Genomic DNA, 24,648 nt, shown 5'->3' on the forward strand with positions numbered 1-24,648 from the left:
GGAAAATAGAAAGTGGCAGTATTCTAATATTTGATGAAATTTTCGCAACTCAAACACATAACTCTTTAGAAGTAGATCGATAGGTTTATTGATTTAAAACAAAATTTAATAAATTCACTTTTTAAAAAAGGAAAAACATTTAATGATCTAAATCAATTTTTTTGCTATTATTTGCTCAATTTTGGTTATAGACCAAAACCTCAACGAAATCTGTTTTTAACAATAGAAGGAATACATTATGTCTTACACTCTCCCTGAATTAGGCTATGCCTACAATGCGTTAGAACCACATTTTGATGCGCAAACAATGGAAATCCATCATAGTAAACACCACCAAGCTTACGTAAACAATGCAAATGCTGCATTAGAAGGTTTACCCGCTGAATTAGTAGAAATGTATCCGGGTCATTTAATTTCTAACCTTGATAAAATTCCTGCAGAAAAACGTGGAGCATTACGTAATAATGCTGGTGGCCACACAAACCACAGTTTATTTTGGAAAAGCTTGAAAAAAGGCACTACTTTACAAGGCGCATTAAAAGATGCGATTGAACGTGATTTCGGTTCTGTAGATGCATTTAAAGCAGAGTTTGAAAAAGCAGCAGCAACTCGTTTCGGTTCAGGCTGGGCATGGTTAGTATTAACCGCTGAAGGTAAATTAGCCGTTGTATCAACAGCAAACCAAGATAACCCATTAATGGGTAAAGAAGTGGCTGGTTGTGAGGGTTTCCCACTTTTAGGTTTAGACGTTTGGGAACACGCTTACTACTTAAAATTCCAAAACCGCCGTCCAGACTACATTAAAGAATTCTGGAATGTGGTAAACTGGGATTTCGTTGCAGAACGTTTTGAACAAAAAAACAGCACACTGTAACTGTGCAAAATAATAAACATAGGAAAACCTAGCAAAAGTTAGGTTTTTCTGCTTTCCTCTCTATAACTTTTCTTTTGCAATCTTTTTTATCAAATCTGTATCTTTTACAGGCTTATTATTTATAGGCATTTATCAATGTTATTTTCCATAAACAAAGTATTATTAAAATTCAATAAATAATGAAGAAATGTAAAGCTTCTTTAGTGAGGTCAAAAAGAATGTTACTATGGCAAAATTTTAAGTTATTAAAAATAGAATTTATCACTATTTTTTATAACTATTTTTATGACCACATTAAAGTTAAGCCAAAAAAATGTGTTGCTATAAATAACAAAACTTAATCTTTAAATTAAACGAATCTAACTTTTTAAGGTCATATAAAACTGATTGAACTTTTTATTTATAAACGAGATTTTAATGAATCAAAATCTAATTGAAGTTAAGAATCTTACCTTTAAACGCGGTGATCGCGTGATTTACGATAACCTGAATTTGCAAGTAAAAAAGGGAAAAATCACTGCGATCATGGGGCCGTCGGGGATTGGTAAAACCACCTTACTTAAATTGATAGGTGGGCAACTAATGCCAGAGCAAGGTGAAATTTTGTTTGATGGACAAGATATTTGTCGTCTATCTAATCGTGAACTGTACGAAGTACGCAAGCGGATGGGGATGTTATTCCAATCAGGTGCACTTTTTACGGATATTTCTACTTTTGATAATGTCGCCTTTCCAATTCGTGAACATACGCATTTGCCTGAAAGTTTAATTCGTCAAATCGTGTTGATGAAATTGGAGGCGGTTGGGTTGCGAGGTGCTGCCGCATTGATGCCTTCAGAACTTTCCGGTGGTATGGCTCGTCGAGCTGCATTAGCACGAGCTATTGCACTTGACCCTGATTTAATTATGTTTGATGAGCCATTTACTGGGCAAGATCCAATCAGTATGGGCGTAATTTTGAGCCTGATTAAACGATTAAATGAAGCGTTAAATTTGACTTCTATCGTGGTGTCGCACGATGTGGAGGAAGTATTGAGTATTGCAGATTATGCCTATATTATTGCAGACCAAAAAGTCATCGCAGAAGGAACATCTGAGCAGCTTTTACAAAGCCAAGATCCGCGAGTAGTGCAATTCTTAAAAGGTGAATCTGATGGTCCTGTGCGCTTTAAGTACCCGGCGCAAGATTATGTGAAGGAATTGTTTGAATGATCATCAATTTTATTTCTGCTTTTGGAAAACAGGTGATCGACTTTTTCCGTGCCTTAGGGCGAGCAGGCTTTATGTTATTTGGCGCATTGATCGGCAAGCCACAAATTCGCAAGCATTTTCCTTTGCTTGTGAAGCAAATGCATGTTTTAGGTGTCCAATCGTTACTCATTATTTTGTTGTCCGGTTTATTTATTGGAATGGTATTAGGGCTACAAGGTTATGTCGTGTTAGTCGATTTTTCTGCTGAAACAAGTTTGGGACAGCTTGTAGCACTTTCTCTTTTACGAGAATTAGGTCCTGTTGTTACCGCACTTTTATTTGCTGGTCGAGCGGGGTCTGCATTAACGGCTGAAATAGGATTAATGAAAGCTACTGAACAACTGTCTAGTCTTGAAATGATGGCTGTTGATCCTTTACGTCGAGTGATTGCACCTCGTTTTTGGGCAGGAGTTATTTCCATGCCAATTTTGTCAATCTTGTTTATCGCGATTGGTATTTGGGGCGGTTCCTTAGTTGGTGTGGATTGGAAAGGTGTTGATTCAGGCAGCTTTTGGTCTGTTATGCAAAATTCCGTGAGTTGGAGCTATGATATTTTAAATGGCTTTATTAAAGCGGTTTTCTTTGCTGTAGCCGTAACTTGGATTGCGCTTTTTAATGGTTATGATTGTATGCCAACATCAGAAGGTATCAGTCAAGCTACAACACGAACAGTTGTGCACGCTTCACTTGTTGTTCTAGGATTAGATTTTATTTTGACTGCTATTATGTTTGGTGCAGGTTAAGGATTTTTTTATGAGACAAACAATTAAATATGAATTTTGGGTCGGATTATTTTTATTACTTGGTATTGGTGCCTTAGTTTTTTTAGGTTTACGCGTAGCTAATGTACAAGGTTTTGCTGAGACGAAATCTTATACCGTGACGGCAATTTTTAATAATATTGGCGGACTTAAAGTGCGCGCACCACTAAAAATTGGAGGCGTAGTAATTGGGCGTGTGAGTGCTATTACGCTTGATGAAAAAAGCTATTTGCCAAAAGTAAGTATTGCGATTAATCAAGAATATAATGAAATCCCAGAAAACAGTTCTTTATCAATTAAAACATCAGGTTTATTAGGTGAGCAATATATTGCCTTGACAATAGGTTTTGATGATGGAGATACAGCAATGCTTAAAAATGGTAGCCAAATTCAAGACACTACATCAGCTATGGTATTGGAAGATTTAATTGGGCAATTCTTATACGGAAGTAAAAAATCAGACGGCAATGAAAAATCAGAATCCGCAGAATAATAGGTTAAATTTTATAAATTAGGAGATTGATAATGAACCTTACTCAACTAAAAAAATGGTTTACTATTTTAACTTTCGTATTAACCGCACTTTTGGTTACACGAACAGCTATTGCAGAAACAAGTCCTTATGTTTTAATGCAGCAAGCGGCAGATAAACTATTTTCTGATATACAAGCTAATCAAAGTAAAATTAAACAAGATCCAAATTATTTACGTACTATTGTTCGTAATGATTTATTGCCTTATGTAAACTTAGAATATGCAGGTTCTAAAGTATTAGGTTCATACTACAAATCAACCTCTGCAGAACAACGCAAAAAATTTTTCAAAACTTTTGGCGAATTGATTGAGCAAAAGTATGCACAAGCATTAACAAATTATTCTAATCAAAAAATTCAAATTGAATCAGAAAAAGAATTAGGCGATAACAATTTTGTAAATATTCGCGTAAGTATTATTCAAACTAATGGCGTTGCTCCGATCCTATTAGATTTTAAATGGCGTAAAGGCAATAAAAGTGGGGAATGGAAAGCCTACGATATGGCAGCAGCAGGCGTAAGTATGCTGGAAGATACGATAAAAAATTGGGTTGGTATTTTAAACAAACAAGGTATTGATACATTAATCACAAAGATGCAGCAATCTGCCTCACAACCTATAATTTTCAATCAATAAATGAATAACTATGCTAAATTGGGATTTGCAAAAAAATAATGATAAAATAACGCTCTTTTTGTTTGGGGAACTATCTCGCAGCACGTTGTTACCAATGTGGCAGCAACGTGGCGTTTTTTTGTCAGCAAGTACACTTGATAAAACTATTGTTGAATGGAATTTGTCTGATCTTCAGCATATTGATTCTGCTGGTTTTGCAGCTCTTTGTGATTTTTTACGAGAGTGTCAAAAGCTTAATAAAACAGTGCGATTAGTTTATCCACCAAAACAATTATTAACCCTAGCAGATCTCTTTGGTTTATCTGATTGGATCGCAAATTTTACATAGCTTAACTAACCGGAAATCCGATGGAACTTCAAAAAATTGAACAAATTTTAAAAGACACACTAAATATTGCAGAAGTCTATGCACAAGGTGAAAATGCACATTTTGGTGTGATTGTTGTGAGTGATGAAATCGCTGCACTATCTCGTGTAAAACAACAACAAACGATTTATGCCCCTTTAATGCCTTATTTTAGTACTGGTGAAATTCACGCTCTAACCATCAAAACTTATACCGTAGAAAAATGGAAACGCGATCGTGCATTAAACCAGTTTAATTAAGGATTTAAAAATGGATAAATTTCGTGTTTATGGACAATCTCGTTTAAGTGGAAGTGTGAATATTTCAGGCGCAAAAAACGCCGCACTTCCAATTCTTTTTGCGGCTATTTTAGCGACAGAACCTGTTAAATTGACAAATGTTCCCGAACTTAAAGATATTGAAACTACTTTGAAAATTTTGCGTCAATTAGGCGTGGTTGTAGATCGTGATGCAACTGGTGCAGTTTTATTAGATGCCTCTAATATCAATCATTTCACTGCACCTTATGAATTGGTTAAAACTATGCGAGCTTCAATTTGGGCATTGGCACCTTTAGTCGCTCGTTTCCATCAAGGTCAAGTATCATTACCTGGAGGTTGTTCTATTGGGGCTAGACCTGTTGATCTCCATATTAGCGGTTTAGAAAAATTAGGTGCAGATATTGTTCTTGAAGAAGGATATGTAAAAGCACAAGTATCGGATCGTTTTGTGGGAACTCGTATTGTAATAGAAAAAGTAAGTGTAGGCGCCACTTTATCTATTATGATGGCAGCAACCCTTGCGAAAGGTACGACTGTTATTGAAAACGCCGCTCGTGAGCCTGAAATTGTTGATACCGCCGATTTCCTTAATAAAATGGGTGCGAAAATAACAGGTGCAGGTTCTGTTCACATCACGATTGAAGGTGTTGAACATTTAACTGGTTGTGAACATAGTGTTGTGCCAGATCGTATTGAAACGGGAACATTCTTAATTGCTGCAGCCATTTCAGGCGGTCGTGTTGTTTGTCAAAATACTAAGGCTGATACTTTAGATGCAGTAATTGATAAACTCCGTGAAGCTGGTGCGCAAGTTGATGTAACTGAAAATAGCATTACTTTAGATATGCTTGGTAATCGCCCTAAAGCAGTCAATATTCGTACCGCCCCACATCCGGGGTTCCCAACTGATATGCAAGCTCAGTTTACCTTATTAAATATGGTGGCAGAAGGTACAAGCATTATTACTGAAACGATTTTTGAAAATCGTTTTATGCATATTCCTGAATTAATTCGTATGGGGGGTAAAGCTGAAATTGAAGGGAATACAGCAGTATGTCACGGGGTTGAACAATTGTCTGGCACAGAAGTGATGGCGACAGATTTACGCGCTTCAATCAGTTTAGTGCTTGCAGGCTGTATCGCAACGGGAGAAACCATTGTAGAGCGTATTTATCATATCGATCGTGGTTATGAACATATCGAAGATAAATTACGTGGTCTAGGTGCGAAAATTGAACGTTTTTCTGAAGCATAATTAAGTATAGTTACTCGTTATATTCTTTCTATTTACAGCTATAGTACTTCGTCAAATTTCTATAAATGCCTTTCTTTATAAAGGCATTTTTGCGTTAATTGTAAAAATATAAGTCATTACGTTGTATAGATGCAAAATAATTTTCAAAAAGTGCGGTTAATTATTTTCTAGTTTTTAGAACAAAAGTTTATAAACTATAAATAAATAGTATTTTTTTTTCATAAATTTGGTTTTTATAATCGCATCTATCCAAAACACAACATAAGGAATAAAAAATGAAAAAATTACTTTTTACTACCGCACTTTTAACTGGAGTTATTGCTTTCTCAACTTTTTCTCAGGCAGGCGAAATTGCCGATCGTGTTGAAAAAACTAAAACTTTATTAGTCGGAACAGAAGGGACTTATGCACCATTTACTTTCCATGATAAAAGTGGAAAATTAACAGGTTTTGATGTAGAGGTTATTCGTAAAGTTGCTGAAAAGCTCGGTTTGAAAGTGGAATTTAAAGAAACACAATGGGATGCAATGTATGCGGGGTTAAATGCAAAACGTTTTGATGTGATAGCAAACCAAACTAACCCAAGCCCAGAGCGTTTAAAAAAATACAGTTTCACAACGCCTTATAATTATTCTGGTGGGGTGATTGTAACAAAATCATCGGATAACAGTATTAAATCATTTGAAGATTTGAAAGGTCGTAAATCTGCACAATCTGCAACAAGTAACTGGGGTAAAGATGCAAAAGCTGCAGGCGCGCAGATTCTTGTAGTGGATGGTTTAGCACAGAGCTTAGAGCTTATTAAACAAGGCCGTGCAGAAGCAACAATTAATGATAAATTGGCTGTATTAGATTATTTTAAACAACACCCAAATTCTGGTTTAAAAATTGCTTATGATCGTGGGGATAAAACTCCGACTGCCTTTGCTTTTTTACAAGGTGAAGATGCATTGATTACAAAATTTAATCAAGTACTTGAAGCACTTCGCCAAGATGGTACATTAAAACAGATTTCAATTGAATGGTTTGGTTATGATATTACTCAATAATTGGTTGGCGAGTCTTCCATTTATGAGTGCAGAACGAGCTGATTATGTAATCAGCTCGTTTTGGCCTATGTTGGAAGCAGCAATTTTATACACATTGCCATTGGCAGTCATTTCTTTCTTCTGTGGTTTGCTTATTGCAGTGATTGTTGCAGTTATTCGTACTTTGCCTAGTCCTAATTTACCCTTAAAATTGTTACAGGCTTTATGTCGAGTGTATATCTCTATAATTCGAGGTACACCGATGTTAGTACAAATTTTTATTATTTTTTATGGATTACCTGAAGTCGGTATTACTTTAGAGCCTTTTCCGACAGCGATTATTGCATTTTCTATTAATATTGGTGCTTATGCAGCAGAGACAGTTCGAGCTTCAATTATTGCTATACCTAAAGGGCAGTGGGAGGCCTCTTATGCGATAGGTATGAATTATCGACAAGCATTTATTCGTACAATTATGCCACAGGCTTTACGTATTTCAGTACCATCGCTTTCTAATACTTTTATTAGTACAGTGAAAGACACTTCATTAGCTTCTCTTGTTTTAGTGACAGAATTATTCCGTGTCGCACAGAATATTACGGCAGCAAACTATGAATTTATTTTGATTTATAGTGAGGCAGCTTTGATTTATTGGATTTTCTGTTTTGTTTTATCTTTCTTACAAGATCGTCTTGAAATTCGCTTATCTCGCCATTTATAAGGAATGTCTATGTTAAAAGTAAGTAATATTCAGAAAAATTTTAATGGCAATCATGTGTTAAAAGGCATTGATTTTGAAATTAATAAAGGTGAAGTGGTAGCAATTTTAGGTCCTTCTGGTTCTGGAAAAACCACCTTTTTACGTTGTTTAAACTTGCTTGAACGACCAGAGCAAGGCATTTTGGAATTTACTGATGGCAGTCTAAAAATTGATTTTAGCCAGAAAATTAGTAAAGCAGATGAATTGAAGTTACGCCGGCGTTCGTCAATGGTCTTTCAGCAATACAATTTATTCCCTCATCGTTCTGCCCTTGAAAATGTTATGGAGGGAATGGTTGTTGTACAAAAACAAGATAAAGCTCAAGCTCGTGAAAAAGCACTTAGTTTGCTAGAAAAAGTAGGGCTTAAAAATAAAGCGGATTTATTTCCATCCCAACTTTCTGGCGGTCAGCAACAGCGAGTGGGGATTGCTCGAGCCCTTGCGGTAAAACCTGATATTATTTTATTAGATGAACCTACATCGGCATTAGATCCTGAATTGGTGGGCGAAGTGTTACAAACACTAAAAATGCTCGCCCAAGAAGGCTGGACAATGATTATTGTTACTCACGAAATGCAGTTTGCGAAAGATGTCGCGGATCGTGTGATTTTAATGGCGGATGGATATATTGTAGAACAAAATACAGCAGATAAATTCTTCACTTGCCCACAACACGAGCGCACTAAACAGTTCTTGTTACAAGCAAAAATACCACTTGAGCTTGATTATTATATTTAAAGTGCGGTCAATTTTTAGAGCGTTTTTTGAAACAAACTCAATAATGGATAATGTAGGCTTTAATTAAAACGTGATGGATTTCACAACTTTAGAATTAAATGCTTCTACACCTTTACATTACCAATTCACTATGCAAGAATGCTCACGTTAAAATTTAAGTCAATAGGAGTAAATAATGACTTTGGCAGCACGTTTAAAACAAGAATTTGTTTCTGGTTGGAAACCTTTTGAGGTGGTTTGGCTTGTGCTTTTTATCATTGCGCAAATTTGGGCTTATGTACAAACACCTGATTCTTGGTTAGCAATGATTTCTGGTATTTCGGGTATTTTGTGTGTGGTATTGGTAAGTAAAGGTAAAATTAGTAATTATTTCTTTGGATTGATTTTTGCCTATACTTATTTTTATGTTGCTTGGGGATCGAATTTCTTAGGCGAAATGAACACCGTACTTTACGTATATTTGCCATCTCAATTTATTGGTTACTTTATGTGGAAAGCCAATATGCAAAATAGCGATGGTGGAGAAAGCGTGATTGCAAAAGCGTTAACTGTTAAAGGATGGATGACATTAATTGTTGTGACTACGGTTGGTACTTTGCTTTTTGTTCAAGCATTACAAGCTGCTGGTGGTAGTTCAACTGGTTTAGATGGACTGACTACAATTATTACGGTTGCTGCACAAATTTTAATGATTTTGCGTTATCGTGAACAATGGCTGTTATGGATTGGATTAAATGTTCTTTCTATTTTCCTTTGGGCAGAAACACCAGCCATCTACTTAATGTATTCAGCTTACTTACTTAACTCGTTATATGGTTATTATAACTGGACGAAATTAGTTAAGCGTACTAACTAAAAATATAAAAACAGTAAATAGCTTATAAAAAATCCCCGTTAAATGATGAATTTAACGGGGATTTTTTTACTTCAACAACATCAATTTATATCATAACCAATAAAAACATTTCATTTTTTTACCGCACTTATATGCAGAACCAAGAATTACTTCACAGATTTTTTGTGATTTTCATAGGCTGCTTTTACAAAGCCTGCAAACAACGGATGGCCATCACGAGGCGTAGAAGTAAATTCTGGATGGAACTGACAAGCGACAAACCAAGGATGATTTGGCACTTCGATAATTTCTACCAATTTTTTATCTGCAGATAATCCAGTTACTTTCAATCCTGCTTTTTCAATTTGTGGAAGTAAGATATTATTTACTTCATAGCGATGACGATGACGTTCTTCAATGGTTTCTTTGCCATAAAGCTCACGAGCGCGACTACCTGACACCAAATGACATTGTTGTGCGCCTAAACGCATTGTTCCACCAAGATCAGATTCATCGGTACGCACTTCTGTATTTCCATCCGCATCTTGCCATTCCGTGATTAATGCAACCACGGGTTGTTCACAATCTTTATCAAATTCAGATGAATTGGCTTTAGTTAAACCCGCTACATTGCGTGCATATTCAATCAATGCGATCTGCATACCTAAGCAAATGCCCAAATAAGGAATTTTGTTTTCTCGTGCATATTGTGCGGTACGAATTTTACCTTCCACACCACGATAACCGAATCCACCAGGAACAAGAATACCATCAATGCCTTTTAATACTTCAACACCTTTGGTTTCAACATCTTGGGAATCAATGTATTTAATGTTTACACTTAAACGGTTCGTTAAACCTGCATGTTTTAAGGCTTCATTTACCGATTTATAGGCATCGGGTAATTCAGTGTATTTACCTACCATTCCAATGGTCACTTCTCCCACTGGATTGGCTTGCTTATAAAGCACTTGCTCCCATTCAGAAAGATCTGCTTCTGGGCAAGTTAAACGAAAACGATCACAGACGAAATCATCTAAACCTTGAGATTTTAATAATGCGGGGATTTGATAAATCGAATTTACATCTTTTAATGAAATCACCGCACGCTCTTGTACGTTACAGAATAAAGCAATTTTTGCACGTTCATTTGCTGGAATCATGCGATCTGAACGGCAAATCAACACATCAGGTTGAATACCAATAGAAAGTAATTCTTTTACAGAATGTTGGGTTGGTTTAGTTTTTACTTCACCCGCCGTTGGAATGTAAGGCACTAAGGTTAAGTGCATAAATAACGTATGTTCACGACCAACTTGAACAGCTAATTGACGTAATGCTTCTAAGAATGGAAGTGATTCAATATCCCCAACAGTGCCGCCCACTTCAACAATCACAACGTCATGACCTTGAGCACCAGCAATAACGCGATCTTTAATTTCATTAGTAATGTGTGGAATCACTTGAATTGTTGCACCAAGATAATCGCCGCGACGCTCTTTACGTAATACTTCAGAATAAATTTTACCTGTAGTGAAGTTATTACGTTTAGTCATTTTAGTACGGATAAAACGCTCATAGTGACCTAAGTCTAAATCTGTTTCTGCGCCATCTTGAGTGACGAAAACTTCCCCATGTTGGGTTGGACTCATCGTACCGGGATCCACATTAATATATGGATCTAATTTCATAATGGTTACGTTTAAACCACGCGCCTCTAAAATTGCCGCCAATGATGCTGCCGCAATGCCTTTACCTAACGATGAAACCACACCGCCAGTGACGAAAATATAATTTGTAGCCATAGGGAACCTAATCTGTATTGGGATATAAATGATTATAGCTAATCATCTTACAGACAAAATCGACCAAAAGTGCGGTCAAAAATCGAAGATAATTAGCTATCAAAGACGGGACGGTAGTCTACCTTATTTGGTTAATAAACTCAATGCTAGTTTTAGCTTAATCCTTTTTATCATTGGAAATGATTAACAATCACATTACAAATGTTGAATGATAAATTAAGTACTAAATGCCACTACATACTATTCGAGTCGTTAAAAACATCAAGAAATGATGTTGGTTGAGACAAATATTAAAATATGCTCTTACACAATGAAATTAATCATCTTTAAAACAAAAATTATTGCAAAAATGTCAATTTGATCTAAGTCAATTAAATGAAATATAACAAATAAGCCCTATTTTTGTATTTATATCAAAAATGTGATCTATATAGCATTTTTTACTATTTTTTATCCTTATGTTTAGTAGTAGAATAGCCGCCAATTTGGATTATCTCTATAATAACTGGTGTTTTTTTAACCTTTAAAAATAATTATGTAGATAAGTCAATTTAAACTTAGCTGATTGGAGTTGAGTAATTAGGGATTATTTAAGGCATCGCCTTGTTAATCATTGTTGGAACTAATGTTGTTTATACAAAGGAGTTGAGAATGTTAGACGTTGTTGATCTTTCTCGCTTGCAGTTTGCTTTAACTGCGTTGTATCACTTCATTTTCGTGCCGCTAACATTGGGTTTATCCTTTATTCTTGTAATTATGGAAACTATTTATGTGGCGACAGGTAAAGAAGTTTATAAAGATATGACAAAATTTTGGGGAAAGTTATTTGGTATTAACTTTGCCCTTGGGGTGACCACCGGTATTATTATGGAATTCCAATTTGGTACTAACTGGTCTTATTATTCTCATTACGTAGGGGATATTTTTGGTGCGCCACTTGCTATTGAAGCGTTACTTGCCTTCTTCTTAGAATCCACTTTTGTGGGGTTATTTTTCTTCGGTTGGGATCGTTTATCAAAAGGAAAACACTTATTAGCAACTTATTGTGTGGCTTTCGGTTCTAATTTATCTGCTATGTGGATTTTGGTTGCAAATGGCTGGATGCAAGCACCAACAGGTTCAGAATTCAATTTTGAAACTGTACGTATGGAAATGACTAACTTCTTAGATCTTTGGTTAAACCCTGTTGCACAAAGTAAATTCTTACATACTCTTTCTGCAGGTTATGTGACAGGCGCATTTTTTGTTTTAGCCATTAGCTCATACTTTTTACTAAAAGGTCGTGATTTTGAATTTGCAAAACGTTCTTTCTCCGTAGCTGCTACTTTTGGATTTATCGCCTCTATTTCAGTGCTAATTCTTGGTGATGAATCTGGTTATGATATTGGTAAAGCACAACCAGTAAAATTAGCCGCAATGGAAGCTGAATTTGAAACTCACGCAGCACCTGCTCCATTCCTTCCAGTAGCAATTCCAAATACGGCTGAAATGAAAAATGATTTTGCGATTGAAATTCCTTATCTTGGCGGTGTAATAGCAACTCGTTCAATTGATAAAGAAATTATAGGTCTAAAAGATCTTCAAGCATTAAATGAAACTCGTGTACGTAGTGGTATCCGTGCTTATGAATTATTTACTCAACTACGCGCTGAGAAAAAAGCAAATGGTCAAGTAAATGAAGAAACCAAAGCACAATTCAATGAAGTTAAAAAAGATCTTGGTTTCGGTTTATTATTAAAACGCTATACAAACAATGTTGTTGATGCAACAGAAGAACAAATTAAACAAGCCGCTCGTGATACTATTCCAAATGTAGGCCCTAATTTTTGGGCATTTCGTGCAATGATTGCAGCTGGTGGTTTAATTGCTTTACTTACATTCGGCGCATTTGTTCAAAATTTACGTAATAAAGTCACTCAAATTCCATTATTGTTAAAAGTTCTTTTATGGGGATTGCCATTACCTTGGATTGCCATTGAGTGCGGTTGGTTCTTAGCAGAATATGGTCGTCAGCCTTGGGCTATTTACGAGATCTTACCTGTTGGCGTATCCGCTTCTAATTTAAGTACAGGCGATTTATGGTTCTCTATTGGTTTAATTTGTGCGCTTTATCTTGCGTTCATTATTGTTGAGATGTATTTGATGTTTAAATATGCGCGTTTGGGTCCAAGTGCGTTAAAAACCGGCAAATACTACTTTGAACAATCAGCTAAATAAGTAGGAGATAAATTATGATTGATTATGAATTTCTACGTTTTATTTGGTGGGTGTTAGTTATTGTATTATTGATTGGCTTCTCTGTAACTGATGGATTTGATATGGGCGTGACCGCACTTTTACCTGTAACAGGTAAAAAAGAAGTGGAACGCCGTATTATGATCAACACTATTGCTCCCCATTGGGATGGTAACCAAGTTTGGTTATTAACTGCAGGTGGTGCAATATTTGCAGCTTGGCCAATTGTATATGCAGTATCTTTCTCAGGTTTTTACATTGCATTAGTATTAGTCTTGGCAGCGTTATTCTTACGTCCATTGGGTTTTGAATATCGTGCAAAAATTGATAATCCAACTTGGCGTTCTGTTTGGGACTGGGGATTATTCGCAGGTGGTTTTGTACCAGCATTAGTATTTGGCGTGGCTTTTGGTAATTTATTACAAGGCGTTCCATTCCATTTTAACGAATTAACTCAAGTGACTTATACAGGTTCATTTTTTGAGCTATTAAATCCATTCGCATTATTATGTGGTGTTATTAGCTTATCAATGCTTGTCACTCACGGCGCAAACTGGTTACAAATGAAAACCACTGAAGTCTTACGTGATCGTGCTCGTTCAGTAAGTCAAATTGGTTCTATTGTGACTTTAATTGCATTCGTATTAGCTGGCGTATGGTTATATTCTAAAGATGGTTATGTAGTTACTAGCACTATCGATCATTTCGCTCCATCGTCTCCAATGAATAAAGAAGTTGCTGTAGAAACTGGTGCGTGGTTTAGAAATTTCAATGAAATGCCAATTCTTTGGATTTTCCCTGCGTTAGCTGTAGTTGCTGCATTATTAAATGCTGCATTTTCTAAAGCTAATCGTTGTGGTTTTGCATTTTTCTTCTCTGCATTAACAATGGCTGGTGTGATTATTACTGCAGCAGTATCAATGTTCCCATTTGTGATGCCTTCAAGTTCACATCCTGAACAAAGTTTATTAATGTGGGATTCGACTTCAAGTGAATTAACATTAACATTAATGCTGATTTTTGCAGTTGTTTTTGTGGTCATTGCTTTAGCTTATACTATTTGGTCTTACTCAAAAATGTTTGGTCGTTTAGATGCTAATTTCATTGATAAAAATAAACACTCATTATACTAAGGAGAAATAGAATGTTATATGCGATTTGGGTAGTGGGTGTATTGTTTGCAATTTGGGCTAGCGCGAAATGCACCATCAATAAAGAAAAAAAAGGTAAATTTGAAGAATAAATGATTTAAGAATTTTACCGACTAAATAAAAGGGTTCATAATGAACCCTTTTTAACTTTTCTCATTTATCTTTTTCTCAACAACAATGGAAAATAATTTTACGAATTTCTATGCTAGAATATTTACCAAAATTTCCATTTTTTTAACCGCACTTTATGACATTACAACTCAATACCATTGCTCTATTACTAGTGATACTTCTTATTCTTGGCGTATTAAGCAACAACAGCACAATTACCATTTCTGCTGCCGTATTACTTATCATGCAGCAAACTTTTTTATCTTCTCATATTCCTTTGCTCGAAAAATATGGCGTTAAAATTGGTATCATTATTTTAACCATTGGGGTTTTAAGCCCCTTAGTTTCAGGGAAAATTCAGTTGCCTAATTTATCAGGTTTTGTTAGTTGGAAAGTGGCACTTTCCATTTCTGTTGGTGTGCTTGTGGCATGGCTTGCCGGCAAAGGTGTGCCTTTAATGGGCGAACAACCGATTTTAGTCACTGGCTTGCTTATCGGCACAATTATTGGTGTAGCATTTTTAGGTGGAATTCCCGTTGGCCCACTTATTGCTGCAGGTATATTAGCTTTATTTTTAGGGAAAATTTAAATGAAAAACAAATACCTTACTCTTGTTGCTTTAAGCGGATTCTTCTGTGTCGCACTAGGCGCATTTGCAGCGCATGGTTTAAAGCACATTTTAGATGTTAAAGCATTATCATTGATTGATACGGGGTTAGAATATCAAATGTTCCATACCATTGCAGTACTTGCCGTTGCATTATCTGCTTTACGTGACAACCAATTCGCACGATTATCCATGTCTTCTTGGTTAATTGGAATCTTATTATTTAGTGGAAGTTTATACGCACTTGCTTTCGAAGCAAGCAATGTAATTGTATGGATTACGCCTATTGGCGGCACTTTATTTTTAATCGGATGGATTAGCTTAGCTTACGGAAGTTTCAAAAGTAAATCGCTATGAAAAACAGCTCGGTAAAACACACATTAACTCCCTTACAACAATCTCTTTTTTCTCAATTAAATGACATCATGCTGGTGGATCAACGTCGCTTATCCGCTGGCATTCATGGTATTGGAAAAATAAAAAGCCAAGAGGCTCAACAAGCCGTTGCAGATGAAATCCAACAGCAAATTGAACAAGCTAGATTACGTGTAGAACAACGAAAAAGTGCGGTACAAAATCCGATTGTTTTTCCAGAGAGTTTGCCCGTTAGCCAACGCAAAGTCGAAATTCAAAAACTGCTTTCTGAACATCAGGTCATCGTGGTAGCAGGGGAAACGGGATCGGGTAAAACCACCCAATTGCCGAAAATGTGTTTGGAATTAGGTTTCGGCAATTTGGGCATGATTGGTCATACTCAACCTCGTCGTATTGCTGCACGTTCGGTAGCCGCACGAATCGCGGAAGAATTACAAACAGAGCTTGGCGATTTAGTGGGGTATAAAGTTCGTTTTAACGATCAGATCAGTGATGATACACAAATCAAATTGATGACTGACGGGATTCTGCTAGCAGAAATTCAAAACGATCGTTTTCTCAATCAATATTCTTGTTTGATTATCGATGAAGCCCACGAACGTAGCCTAAATAACGATTTTATTCTCGGTTATCTGAAACAGTTGTTGCCACGTCGTCGTGATTTAAAACTTATTATCACTTCTGCAACCATTGATGTGGAACGCTTTTCTAAACACTTTAACAATGCGCCGATTATTGAAGTCTCAGGCAGAACCTATCCTGTTGAAGTACGTTATCGTCCCGTAGTGGAGGAAGATGATCAAGATCAGCTACAAGGTATTCTGAATGCGGTGGATGAATTGCAAGCAGAAGGTCGAGGCGATATCTTGATCTTTATGAATGGAGAGCGTGAAATTCGTGATACTGCCGAAGCCTTGCAAAAGCAAAATCTAAAACACACGGAAATTCTACCGCTCTTTGCTCGATTGTCTGCACAAGAACAAAATAAAATTTTCCATCCAAGCGGTTTAAATCGCATTGTATTGGCGACCAACGTCGCAGAAACCTCATTGACCGTGCCAGGCATTAAATATGTGATTGACCCAGGTACAGCACGCATTTCCCGTTATAGCTATCGCACCAAAGTACAACGTTTACCGATTGAACCTATTTCACAGGCATCCGCTAATCAGCGTAAAGGTCGTTGTGGTCGCGTAAGTGAAGGGATTTGTATTCGTTTATATTCGGAAGAGGATTTTAATTCTCGTCCAGAGTTTACCGATCCTGAAATTCTACGCACCAATTTAGCCTCCGTTATTTTGCAAATGACGGCATTGGGTTTGGATGATATTGAAGCGTTCCCTTTTGTAGATGCGCCAGATAAACGCCATATTCAAGACGGGATAAAACTGTTGGAAGAATTGGGCGCGTTTGAAATGGTTCGCACCAAAGCGGGTGAGAAACGTCAATTAACGGCTGCTGGTCGTCAATTAGCTCAACTCCCTGTGGATCCACGTTTAGCGAAAATGTTGTTGAGTGCTGTTTCACAAGGTGCGTTACATGAAGTGATGATTATTGTTGCCGCGTTATCCATTCAAGATCCGCGCGAGCGTCCACAAGAAAAGCAACAGGCTTCCGATGAAAAACATCGTCGTTTTGCCGATAAAAAATCAGATTTCTTGGCTTTCCTCAATCTTTGGCGTTATCTACAAGAACAACAAAAAGCATTGAGTAAAAACCAATTCCGTCGTCAGTGCCAAAAGGATTTCTTAAATTATTTACGCATTCGTGAATGGCAGGATATTTATCATCAAATTCGTTTAACCGTGCGTGAAATGGGCTTGCCGATTAATTCTGAAAAAGCAGAATATCAGCAAATTCATACCGCACTTTTAAGCGGTTTGCTTTCTCATATCGGTTTAAAAGAAGCGGAGAAACAACAATATCTTGGCGCACGTAATGCCCATTTTGCAATTTTCCCTAATTCTGTGCTTTTCAAAAAACAACCGAAATGGGTGATGGCGGCAGAGTTAGTGGAAACCTCCAAACTTTGGGGGCGTATGGTGGCAGAAATCGAGCCAGAATGGATTGAGCCACTTGCCGAGCATTTAACAAAAAAATCCTATTCCGAACCGCGTTGGTCGAAATCTCGTGGGGCGGTGATTGCAGATGAGAAAGTCACGCTTTACGGTGTGCCGATTGTGGCTGTGCGATCAGTGAATTACGGTGCTATTGATCCAACGGTAAGCCGTGAGATCTTTATTCAATCTGCCTTGGTGGAAGGGGGTTGGAATACCAAGCATAAATTCTTCAAAGAAAATCAAAGGCTCGTTCGAGAAGTAGAAGAATTGGAACACAAAAGCCGCCGCCGCGATATTTTGGTGGATGATCGCACATTGTTTGAATTTTACGATCAGCGTATTGGCACAGAAGTTGTCTCTCAAAAACATTTTGATACCTGGTGGAAAAAGGCACAGCAAAAAGATCCTGAATTGCTTAATTTTGAACGTTCATTTTTGATCAATGATGATGCGGAACAAGTGAGCAAGCTGGATTTCCCGAATTTCTGGCATCAAGGTAATTTAAAACTCAAATTGACTTATCAGTTTGAACCAGGTACCGATGCGGACGGCGTGACAGTACATATTCCATTGCCATTGCTCAACCAAGTGGAAATGACAGGCTTTGACTGGCAAATTCCAGGCTTGCGTGAAGAGTTGGTGATTGCGTTGATTAAATCTCTGCCGAAATCTTATCGCCGTAACTTCGTACCAGCACCTAATTATGCTCAAGCTTTTTTAAGTCGTGCGGTGCCGTTGGAAAAACCATTATTAGATACGCTGATTTATGAATTGCGTCGTATGACGGGCGTTACTGTAGAAGCAGAACATTGGAATTGGGAGCAAATTCCAAGCCATTTGAAAATGACTTTCCGTGTGGTGGATGAAAACGGTAAGAAAATTGCGGAATCCATGAATTTGGACGAGCTGAAATTCAACTTAAAAGATCGTGTGCAGGAAAGTATTTCTGCTGTGGCAGATGATGGCATTGAGCAAAGTGGGCTGCATATTTGGAGTTTTGCAGATTTACCACAATGTTACGAACAAAAACAACGTGGTTTCAGCGTCAAAGCGTTCCCCGCCATTGTAGATGAAAAAGATGCCGTAGGTATCAAACTGTTTGAAACAGAGTTTGAGCAATCGATGGCGATGCAACAAGGTTTACGTCGTTTGTTGTTACTCAATGTACCGTCACCGATTAAATATTTGCATGAAAAATTGCCGAATAAGGCTAAATTGGGTCTGTATTTTACTCCGTTCGGTCGCGTATTGGATTTGATCGATGACTGTATTGCTTGTGCCGTAGATAAGCTAATTGCCGATTTTGGCGGTTTTGTGTGGAATGAAGCAGGTTTTGAAAAATTGCGTGATTTCGTTAGAGAAAACCTTAACGAAGTGACCGTGGATATTGCGCAGAAAGTGGAGCAGATTCTTACTCTCACTTACCAACTTAACCAACGCCTTAAAGGCAAAATGGATTTCACGATGGCATTTGCATTATCCGACATCAAATCGCAACTTGCAGGTTTGGTGTATCAAGGTTTTGTGCAAAAGAGCGGTTATGATCGCCTACCAGATTTACAACGTTATCTGCAAGCCGTTGATAAACGCATTGATAAACTGGCTCAAGATGTGAACCGCGATCGTGCCGCGATGCTACGTGTAGAACAGGTGCAACAGGCTTACCAACAATTGCTCGCTAAACTGCCAAAATCTAAACCGATTTCTGATGAAGTGGCAGAAATTCGCTATATGATTGAAGAATTGCGAGTGAGTTTATTTGCACAGCAATTAGGTACGAAATATCAAATATCGGATAAAAGAATAGCAAATATTATTAGTCAATACTAATGATAATAATACTCAAAATTAAGGCGGTTTTATACCGCCTTAATTTATTTAAAACAACAATATACCTCTTTTTAAGTATTTTAAAAGATAAGCTTGATCAAGCTCAAACTTTAGCATTCTGCGAGTAGAAAAACTTTTTTCTTTTGGTATCTTACGCTTGAATGAAAATATATATCTACGTTTTGTATGGATATTAATAATAATTCTCAACTTTCTACTTAACCTTTTTATTACAAAAAATGGAGTGATTATCGTGAACGCATTCAAAAAAAGCCTTATTGTGGCAGCGTCTTTCGCGAGTTTAAGCTTATTTAACTCAGCCACTGCTGAGCTTGTATATAAGCCATTAGAACAACCTGTTGAACCCGCAAAACCTGATTTGAAAATTGAATCTGTAAATGAAAAATTTGCAGAAAAATATCCAAATCAATATAACAGCTGGCGTTCTACAGCAAACGGCGATGGCGAAAACATTATTTATGCTGATGAAGAAAATCCGCGCCTAATCGTACTTTGGGGTGGTTATGCATTTGCAAAAGAATATAACGCACCACGCGGTCACTTTTATGCGGTAACAGATGTGCGTAATATTTTACGTACAGGTGCGCCAAAAACTGCAAATGATGGCCCTCAAGCTATGGCATGTTGGACATGTAAAGGTCCTGATGTTCCACGTTTAATCGCGGAATGGGGTGAGAAAGATTATTTCAATGCGAAATGGGCAAAGGGAGGGCCTGAAATCGTGAACTCAATTGGCTGTGCTGACTGTCACGACACAACCTCTAAAGATTTTGCTGAAGGCAAACCAGCATTACGTATTGCTCGTCCACACGTATTACGCGCCCTTGATGCTTTAGAAAAAGCCACTGCTGAAAAAGATAAAGCAGAAGGTCGCCCACACAACAATTTAAGTTTCAACACGGCGGCGCGTACTGAAAAACGTGCAGAAATTTGCGCAAACTGCCACGTTGAATACTATTTTGCAGGGGACATCAAGCAAGTAACTTTCCCTTGGGATAATGGTCAAACCGTAGATGATATTGAAAAATATTATGATGATATTGGTTTCACTGACTGGACTCACTCACTTTCTAAAGCACCAATGTTAAAAGCACAACACCCTGACTTTGAAATTTGGTCTTTAGGTATGCACGGTAAAAATGGGGTAACTTGCGTAGATTGCCATATGCCAAAAGTACAAGGTGCGGACGGTAAAGTTTACACCGATCACCAAATTCAAAATCCATTTGAGGCATTTGACAGCACTTGTGCAAATTGTCACGATCAAAGCAAAGAAAAATTACGCGATATTGTTACTTCACGTAAAAAAGAAGTGAAAGATGTAATGGGTCGTTTAGAAGACCAAGTTGTCAAAGCTCACTTTGAAGCAAAAGAGGCTTGGGACGCAGGTGCGACTAAAGAAGAAATGGAAGCAGCATTAATGGATATTCGTCATGCTCAATGGCGTTGGGATTACACTGCTGCAAGCCATGGTGGTCATATGCATGCGCCTGAAGTAGTACTTCGTGTATTAGCTTCTGGCTTAGATAAAGTAGCAGACGCACGTACTAAACTTGCTGTAATCTTAACTAAACGCGGTGTGAAAACTCCAGTTCAAATCCCAGATATTTCAACTGCTGATAAAGCGTGGAAAGTAATGGGTATTGATATTGAAAAAGAACGTAAAGCGAAAGAAGAATTCTTAAAAACTGTGGTACCACAATGGGAACAACAAGCTAGAGAAAAAGGCTTATTAGTTGATCCACCAGCACAAAAATAAATGAAAAATGCACCGCACTTTTTAGTGCAAACTAGAAAGTGCGGTGATTTTCAAGGTCAAATTTGAGGTAACCCAAATGAATTTAACTTCTTTAATCAACAAATCTGCAAAAGCGTTAGCGTTAAGTGCAGCATTTGTAGCAGCGCCATTTTTGGCTCATGCGGATGATGCACAAAAACCTGCGGATCATGTTACTTATGAACCGCAATTAGATAACCAACGCGATCCTAATCAATATTGTGCTAAATGCCATAAATTCGACAAAATAGATAAAAACCAAACGTTAGATCAGTCTGGTGGCGAACTCCACTTTGGTAAATTTCACGGTGCACATTTAGATAAGAAAAATCCAAATAACGGTAAAGCTATTACTTGTGTAAGCTGTCACGGCAATATTTCCGAAAATCATCGTCGCGGTGCTAAAGATGTTATGCGTTTTGAAGGAGATATTTTCGGTAATAAAAAACCGATGTATTCCGTTCAAGAACAAAACCAAGTTTGTTTTGCTTGCCATCAACCTGACAAACTTCGTGAAAAATTATGGGCTCATGATGTACACGCAATGAAATTGCCTTGCGCAAGTTGCCATACGCTTCACCCTAAAGAAGATGCAATGAAGGGTATTCAACCAAAACAACGCGTTAAACTTTGTGTAGATTGTCATGGCGAACAACAAAAACGTAAAGCTGAACAAGATAAACTAATCGAACAAAAGGATAAACTATGACAGTCTGCTCACGCCGAAACTTTGTTTCTGGCATGGGGGCTGTGATCCTTATGACGGGGACATCTTTACCTGCTTTTGCAAAAGAAAACAAAGCAGATAAACCTAAACGTTACGCAATGATACATGATGAAAATGCGTGTATCGGTTGTACAGCCTGTATGGACTCATGTCGTGATGTAAACCAAGTGCCAGAAGGCGTTTCTCGCTTAGAGATTCTACGTAGTGAACCTTATGGGGAATTTCCAAATCAAGAATACGAGTTCTTTCGTCAATCTTGCCAACATTGTACAAATGCACCTTGTGTAGCAGTTTGTCCAACTGGTGCATCTTTTATTGATAAAGAGACTGGCATTGTAGATGTACATAAAGATTTATGCGTAGGCTGCCAATACTGTATAGCAGTTTGCCCATATCGTGTACGTTTTATTCATCCAATACATCGTACCGCAGATAAATGTAACTTCTGCCGCGATACAAATTTAGCCAATGGTAAACAACCTGCTTGTGTAGAGGCTTGCCCAACCAAAGCATTAACCTTTGGGGATATGAATGATCCAACAAGTGCAGTTTCACGTAAAGTGAAAGAAAAACCGGTTTATCGCACTAAAGTGGAATTAGGTACACAACCAAACTTATATCACATTCCATTCCAACATGGGGAGCCTAGAAGATGACGTTAGATTATCCAGTTCCATTTCATACGCCTAATCTAGTGTGGGATTATACCATTGCGATCTACTTGTTCTTATTGGGGATCTCATCTGGTGCAGTACAGTTAGCAATTGCCTATAAACGCAGTAATAAACTAGAAAATCTAAGCCAAAACTGGATTATTCGATCTGGGGTAATTTTAGGGTCTGTACCAACATTAATTGGTTTAACGCTATTAATTTTCCACTTGACTCGACCTTGGACATTCTGGAAATTGATGTTTAACTATCAATTCAACTCCGTAATGTCGATGGGGGTCATGCTATTCCAAATCTATATGTTATTTTTAGTGATTTGGGGGCTAGTGATTTTCAAAAAAGAAATCGAAGCATTAATTAATCGCTTTATGCCAAAACTGCAATTTGTGATGAAACTAATCGGTATTGCAGAACGTATTGCAAGTCCAGTCGAAGTTATTCTTTTCATATTGGCTGCTGTGCTTGGAGCATACACAGGGTTCTTACTTTCTGCATTGATTAGCTATCCAATGTTAAATAACCCAGTATTACCCGCATTATTCTTAGCCTCTGGCACATCATCTGGTATTGCTGCAACCTTCTTAATTATCTTAATTGCAGGAAAACTAAAAGGTGATTCTCACGAATCGCACTTCATCCACAAATTTGAAGTGCCAATTATGGTGACAGAACTTGGTTTGCTTGTGTGTTTCTTCGTTGGATTACATTTTGGTGGCGGACAAAAAACAGTTGCCTTACATAATGCCTTATCTGGTTTTTGGGGAGCGATATTCTGGATTGGAGTATTGATTATCGGCATCTTGATCCCATTAATTGCCAATATGTTTGTAAATGACCGTTTAAAATACAATCGTAACTTTATTATCTTGGTGTCAATTTTTGACTTAATTGGGGTATTCTGTTTACGTTTCTTTGTTTTATATGCGGGACAACTCACTGTAGCCTAAACTGACTTTTTATAAAAAATTAATCTGCATTCTAAAAGTTTGATTAACTTTCTCACTTATTAGAGTGCAGATTTTTATATCTAAATAATCCAACTATGAAGACTAAACAGAATTTACGAAAACTTTCATTCCTGCCGTAATGCTTTATTTAAATTAAAAAGACTAAACTCAATGAATTAAAAGTTTAGTCCTTAATTTAATTATGTATTTTCTTTAATATTATTCTTTTCAACATTCACTAACAAATAGTGGTGCCTTCTTCAGTACCTGTCACTACTTGACGTAATGCTCCAGGTTTACCCATATTGAACACTCTAATCGGCATGCCATGATCGCGAGCTAAAGTAAACGCCGATAAGTCCATCACTTGTAATTCTTTATCGATCACTTCTGCATAAGTTAAATTTTTATAAAGTTTTGCATCAGGATTTTTCGCTGGATCACAATCATACACACCATCAACTTTAGTCGCTTTCAACACAACATCAGCTTCAATTTCAATACCACGCAAACAAGCGGTAGAATCAGTGGTAAAGAATGGATTTCCCGTTCCCGCAGAGAAAATGACTACGCGTTTTTCGCGTAACATTTTGATTGCTTCAGACCAGTTATAAGTATCGCAAATACCATTTAATTGGAAAGCGGACATTAATTTTGCGTTCACATCAGCACGGAATAAAGAATCACGCATTGCCAAACCATTCATCACCGTAGCAAGCATTCCCATATGATCGCCCACCACGCGATTCATCCCCGCTTTTGCTAGTTTTGCACCACGGAATAAGTTGCCACCACCAAGAACGACACCGACTTCCACACCCATCTCCACTAATTCTTTAATTTCAACAGCCATACGATCGAGAATCGCAGGATCGATACCAAGACCATCTTCTCCTTGTAATGCTTCACCGCTTAATTTCAATAAAATACGTTTATAAATTGGTTGGCTCATTGTTTTTTCCTTCTGGCTTAAAAAAATTGGCTTATTCTATAAAATAACCGCTCAAGAGTGAAGAAGTTAAATATGGAAAT

The 24,648-nt window shown here is 37.3% G+C and carries 23 protein-coding genes; 21 read left to right on the top strand and 2 right to left on the bottom strand.

The features are described 5' to 3' along the window. Nucleotides 1-238: 238 nt before the first annotated feature. The 12 genes from sodA to pnuC all read left to right on the top strand — a co-directional run bounded on the left by sodA (nucleotide 239) and on the right by pnuC (nucleotide 9,320). The gene (gene sodA / locus ACPT9C_RS09035; protein WP_005647694.1) at nucleotides 239-874 is read left to right on the top strand and encodes a superoxide dismutase [Mn]; all 636 of its coding nucleotides are present in this window, start codon (nucleotides 239-241) and stop codon (nucleotides 872-874) included. A 417-nt stretch (nucleotides 875-1,291) separates the two neighbouring features. Then, nucleotides 1,292-2,086 carry a phospholipid ABC transporter ATP-binding protein MlaF gene (gene mlaF / locus ACPT9C_RS09040; RefSeq protein ID WP_005656079.1) on the top strand — a complete coding sequence of 265 codons (795 nt, stop codon included), beginning with the start codon at nucleotides 1,292-1,294 and terminating at the stop codon, nucleotides 2,084-2,086. Next, nucleotides 2,083-2,868, top strand: coding sequence for a lipid asymmetry maintenance ABC transporter permease subunit MlaE (gene mlaE, locus ACPT9C_RS09045; protein ID WP_050948586.1), 786 nt, complete (start codon nucleotides 2,083-2,085; stop codon nucleotides 2,866-2,868). The genes mlaF and mlaE overlap by 4 nt, the downstream gene beginning before the upstream one ends. A 10-nt stretch (nucleotides 2,869-2,878) precedes the next feature. Further along, nucleotides 2,879-3,379: an outer membrane lipid asymmetry maintenance protein MlaD gene (gene mlaD / locus ACPT9C_RS09050; RefSeq protein WP_005656074.1), complete on the top strand. Its 501-nt coding sequence runs from the start codon at nucleotides 2,879-2,881 to the stop codon at nucleotides 3,377-3,379. A 32-nt stretch (nucleotides 3,380-3,411) separates the two neighbouring features. Then, entirely contained in the window at nucleotides 3,412-4,056 is a 645-nt protein-coding gene (gene mlaC / locus ACPT9C_RS09055) for a phospholipid-binding protein MlaC (protein ID WP_021034910.1), read from the top strand. A gap of 10 nt (nucleotides 4,057-4,066) precedes the next feature. Then, the gene (locus tag ACPT9C_RS09060) at nucleotides 4,067-4,384 is read left to right on the top strand and encodes an STAS domain-containing protein (protein ID WP_005686374.1); all 318 of its coding nucleotides are present in this window, start codon (nucleotides 4,067-4,069) and stop codon (nucleotides 4,382-4,384) included. 20 nt (nucleotides 4,385-4,404) lie between these two features. Beyond that, nucleotides 4,405-4,662, top strand: a complete 258-nt coding sequence (locus tag ACPT9C_RS09065) for a BolA family protein (protein WP_005686372.1) — start codon at nucleotides 4,405-4,407, stop codon at nucleotides 4,660-4,662. A 10-nt stretch (nucleotides 4,663-4,672) separates the two neighbouring features. Beyond that, a complete protein-coding gene (murA, locus tag ACPT9C_RS09070; protein WP_050948587.1) occupies nucleotides 4,673-5,938 on the top strand; it encodes a UDP-N-acetylglucosamine 1-carboxyvinyltransferase in 1,266 nt (421 codons plus the stop codon). Nucleotides 5,939-6,213: 275 nt separating this feature from the next. Next, nucleotides 6,214-6,987 (top strand): amino acid ABC transporter substrate-binding protein, encoded by a 774-nt coding sequence (locus ACPT9C_RS09075; protein ID WP_044345866.1) that lies wholly within the window; start codon nucleotides 6,214-6,216, stop codon nucleotides 6,985-6,987. Then, on the top strand, nucleotides 6,971-7,687 hold the full coding sequence (locus ACPT9C_RS09080) for an amino acid ABC transporter permease (RefSeq protein WP_005633396.1): 717 nt from the start codon (nucleotides 6,971-6,973) through the stop codon (nucleotides 7,685-7,687). Before ACPT9C_RS09075 ends, ACPT9C_RS09080 begins: the two co-directional genes overlap by 17 nt. A 9-nt stretch (nucleotides 7,688-7,696) precedes the next feature. Further along, the gene (locus tag ACPT9C_RS09085) at nucleotides 7,697-8,464 is read left to right on the top strand and encodes an amino acid ABC transporter ATP-binding protein (RefSeq protein ID WP_005647711.1); all 768 of its coding nucleotides are present in this window, start codon (nucleotides 7,697-7,699) and stop codon (nucleotides 8,462-8,464) included. Between the two features lie 175 nt (nucleotides 8,465-8,639). Continuing rightward, the gene (gene pnuC, locus ACPT9C_RS09090; RefSeq protein ID WP_050948588.1) at nucleotides 8,640-9,320 is read left to right on the top strand and encodes a nicotinamide riboside transporter PnuC; all 681 of its coding nucleotides are present in this window, start codon (nucleotides 8,640-8,642) and stop codon (nucleotides 9,318-9,320) included. A 146-nt stretch (nucleotides 9,321-9,466) separates the two neighbouring features. Here pnuC and pyrG read toward each other — a convergent pair whose 3' ends face one another. Continuing rightward, entirely contained in the window at nucleotides 9,467-11,104 is a 1,638-nt protein-coding gene (gene pyrG, locus ACPT9C_RS09095; RefSeq protein ID WP_050948589.1) for a glutamine hydrolyzing CTP synthase, read from the bottom strand. Nucleotides 11,105-11,755: 651 nt separating this feature from the next. On the opposite strand from pyrG, the gene ACPT9C_RS09100 reads away from it, so the two are divergent. The 9 genes from ACPT9C_RS09100 (at nucleotide 11,756) to nrfD (ending at nucleotide 23,616) form a co-directional block, all read left to right on the top strand. Then, nucleotides 11,756-13,321 (top strand): cytochrome ubiquinol oxidase subunit I, encoded by a 1,566-nt coding sequence (locus tag ACPT9C_RS09100; RefSeq protein WP_005665906.1) that lies wholly within the window; start codon nucleotides 11,756-11,758, stop codon nucleotides 13,319-13,321. A gap of 14 nt (nucleotides 13,322-13,335) precedes the next feature. Further along, complete coding sequence (gene cydB, locus ACPT9C_RS09105; protein ID WP_005656051.1) at nucleotides 13,336-14,472, top strand: cytochrome d ubiquinol oxidase subunit II; 1,137 nt, start codon at nucleotides 13,336-13,338, stop codon at nucleotides 14,470-14,472. A gap of 265 nt (nucleotides 14,473-14,737) precedes the next feature. Further along, complete coding sequence (locus tag ACPT9C_RS09110) at nucleotides 14,738-15,190, top strand: DUF441 domain-containing protein (protein WP_118879848.1); 453 nt, start codon at nucleotides 14,738-14,740, stop codon at nucleotides 15,188-15,190. Further along, nucleotides 15,191-15,565 carry a DUF423 domain-containing protein gene (locus ACPT9C_RS09115; RefSeq protein WP_005662832.1) on the top strand — a complete coding sequence of 125 codons (375 nt, stop codon included), beginning with the start codon at nucleotides 15,191-15,193 and terminating at the stop codon, nucleotides 15,563-15,565. After that, nucleotides 15,562-19,473 (top strand): ATP-dependent RNA helicase HrpA, encoded by a 3,912-nt coding sequence (gene hrpA, locus ACPT9C_RS09120; RefSeq protein WP_423717249.1) that lies wholly within the window; start codon nucleotides 15,562-15,564, stop codon nucleotides 19,471-19,473. The genes ACPT9C_RS09115 and hrpA overlap by 4 nt, the downstream gene beginning before the upstream one ends. Nucleotides 19,474-19,726: 253 nt before the next feature. After that, nucleotides 19,727-21,253: an ammonia-forming nitrite reductase cytochrome c552 subunit gene (gene nrfA / locus ACPT9C_RS09125; RefSeq protein ID WP_005662840.1), complete on the top strand. Its 1,527-nt coding sequence runs from the start codon at nucleotides 19,727-19,729 to the stop codon at nucleotides 21,251-21,253. Nucleotides 21,254-21,329: 76 nt separating this feature from the next. Further along, the gene (gene nrfB, locus ACPT9C_RS09130) at nucleotides 21,330-21,980 is read left to right on the top strand and encodes a cytochrome c nitrite reductase pentaheme subunit (RefSeq protein WP_015702045.1); all 651 of its coding nucleotides are present in this window, start codon (nucleotides 21,330-21,332) and stop codon (nucleotides 21,978-21,980) included. Next, nucleotides 21,977-22,654, top strand: coding sequence for a cytochrome c nitrite reductase Fe-S protein (gene nrfC / locus ACPT9C_RS09135; protein WP_006996588.1), 678 nt, complete (start codon nucleotides 21,977-21,979; stop codon nucleotides 22,652-22,654). The genes nrfB and nrfC overlap by 4 nt, the downstream gene beginning before the upstream one ends. Next, nucleotides 22,651-23,616: a cytochrome c nitrite reductase subunit NrfD gene (gene nrfD, locus ACPT9C_RS09140; RefSeq protein ID WP_118879850.1), complete on the top strand. Its 966-nt coding sequence runs from the start codon at nucleotides 22,651-22,653 to the stop codon at nucleotides 23,614-23,616. Before nrfC ends, nrfD begins: the two co-directional genes overlap by 4 nt. Nucleotides 23,617-23,854: 238 nt before the next feature. On the opposite strand, the gene pyrH is transcribed toward nrfD, so the two are convergent. After that, nucleotides 23,855-24,568, bottom strand: coding sequence for a UMP kinase (gene pyrH, locus ACPT9C_RS09145; protein ID WP_012055380.1), 714 nt, complete (start codon nucleotides 24,566-24,568; stop codon nucleotides 23,855-23,857). Between the last annotated feature and the right edge of the window lie 80 nt (nucleotides 24,569-24,648).

This window comes from Haemophilus sp. HN_Hi16 (genome assembly GCF_049823435.1).
Taxonomy (GTDB): Bacteria; Pseudomonadota; Gammaproteobacteria; order Enterobacterales; family Pasteurellaceae; genus Haemophilus; species Haemophilus influenzae_D.

Bases quoted from the DNA above. Each gene is read 5' to 3' on its own strand.
- cydB (WP_005656051.1), top strand. From the start codon at position 13,336: ATGATTGATTATGAATTTCTACGTTTTATTTGGTGGGTGTTAGTTATT.
- mlaE (WP_050948586.1), top strand. From the start codon at position 2,083: ATGATCATCAATTTTATTTCTGCTTTTGGAAAACAGGTGATCGACTTT.
- nrfD (WP_118879850.1), top strand. From the start codon at position 22,651: ATGACGTTAGATTATCCAGTTCCATTTCATACGCCTAATCTAGTGTGG.
- hrpA (WP_423717249.1), top strand. From the start codon at position 15,562: ATGAAAAACAGCTCGGTAAAACACACATTAACTCCCTTACAACAATCT.
- pyrH (WP_012055380.1), bottom strand. From the start codon at position 24,568: ATGAGCCAACCAATTTATAAACGTATTTTATTGAAATTAAGCGGTGAA.
- ACPT9C_RS09100 (WP_005665906.1), top strand. From the start codon at position 11,756: ATGTTAGACGTTGTTGATCTTTCTCGCTTGCAGTTTGCTTTAACTGCG.
- ACPT9C_RS09080 (WP_005633396.1), top strand. From the start codon at position 6,971: ATGATATTACTCAATAATTGGTTGGCGAGTCTTCCATTTATGAGTGCA.
- ACPT9C_RS09065 (WP_005686372.1), top strand. From the start codon at position 4,405: ATGGAACTTCAAAAAATTGAACAAATTTTAAAAGACACACTAAATATT.
- ACPT9C_RS09085 (WP_005647711.1), top strand. From the start codon at position 7,697: ATGTTAAAAGTAAGTAATATTCAGAAAAATTTTAATGGCAATCATGTG.
- mlaD (WP_005656074.1), top strand. From the start codon at position 2,879: ATGAGACAAACAATTAAATATGAATTTTGGGTCGGATTATTTTTATTA.
- pnuC (WP_050948588.1), top strand. From the start codon at position 8,640: ATGACTTTGGCAGCACGTTTAAAACAAGAATTTGTTTCTGGTTGGAAA.
- sodA (WP_005647694.1), top strand. From the start codon at position 239: ATGTCTTACACTCTCCCTGAATTAGGCTATGCCTACAATGCGTTAGAA.
- pyrG (WP_050948589.1), bottom strand. From the start codon at position 11,104: ATGGCTACAAATTATATTTTCGTCACTGGCGGTGTGGTTTCATCGTTA.
- nrfC (WP_006996588.1), top strand. From the start codon at position 21,977: ATGACAGTCTGCTCACGCCGAAACTTTGTTTCTGGCATGGGGGCTGTG.
- ACPT9C_RS09060 (WP_005686374.1), top strand. From the start codon at position 4,067: ATGCTAAATTGGGATTTGCAAAAAAATAATGATAAAATAACGCTCTTT.
- murA (WP_050948587.1), top strand. From the start codon at position 4,673: ATGGATAAATTTCGTGTTTATGGACAATCTCGTTTAAGTGGAAGTGTG.
- nrfB (WP_015702045.1), top strand. From the start codon at position 21,330: ATGAATTTAACTTCTTTAATCAACAAATCTGCAAAAGCGTTAGCGTTA.
- mlaC (WP_021034910.1), top strand. From the start codon at position 3,412: ATGAACCTTACTCAACTAAAAAAATGGTTTACTATTTTAACTTTCGTA.
- ACPT9C_RS09110 (WP_118879848.1), top strand. From the start codon at position 14,738: ATGACATTACAACTCAATACCATTGCTCTATTACTAGTGATACTTCTT.
- mlaF (WP_005656079.1), top strand. From the start codon at position 1,292: ATGAATCAAAATCTAATTGAAGTTAAGAATCTTACCTTTAAACGCGGT.
- ACPT9C_RS09115 (WP_005662832.1), top strand. From the start codon at position 15,191: ATGAAAAACAAATACCTTACTCTTGTTGCTTTAAGCGGATTCTTCTGT.
- ACPT9C_RS09075 (WP_044345866.1), top strand. From the start codon at position 6,214: ATGAAAAAATTACTTTTTACTACCGCACTTTTAACTGGAGTTATTGCT.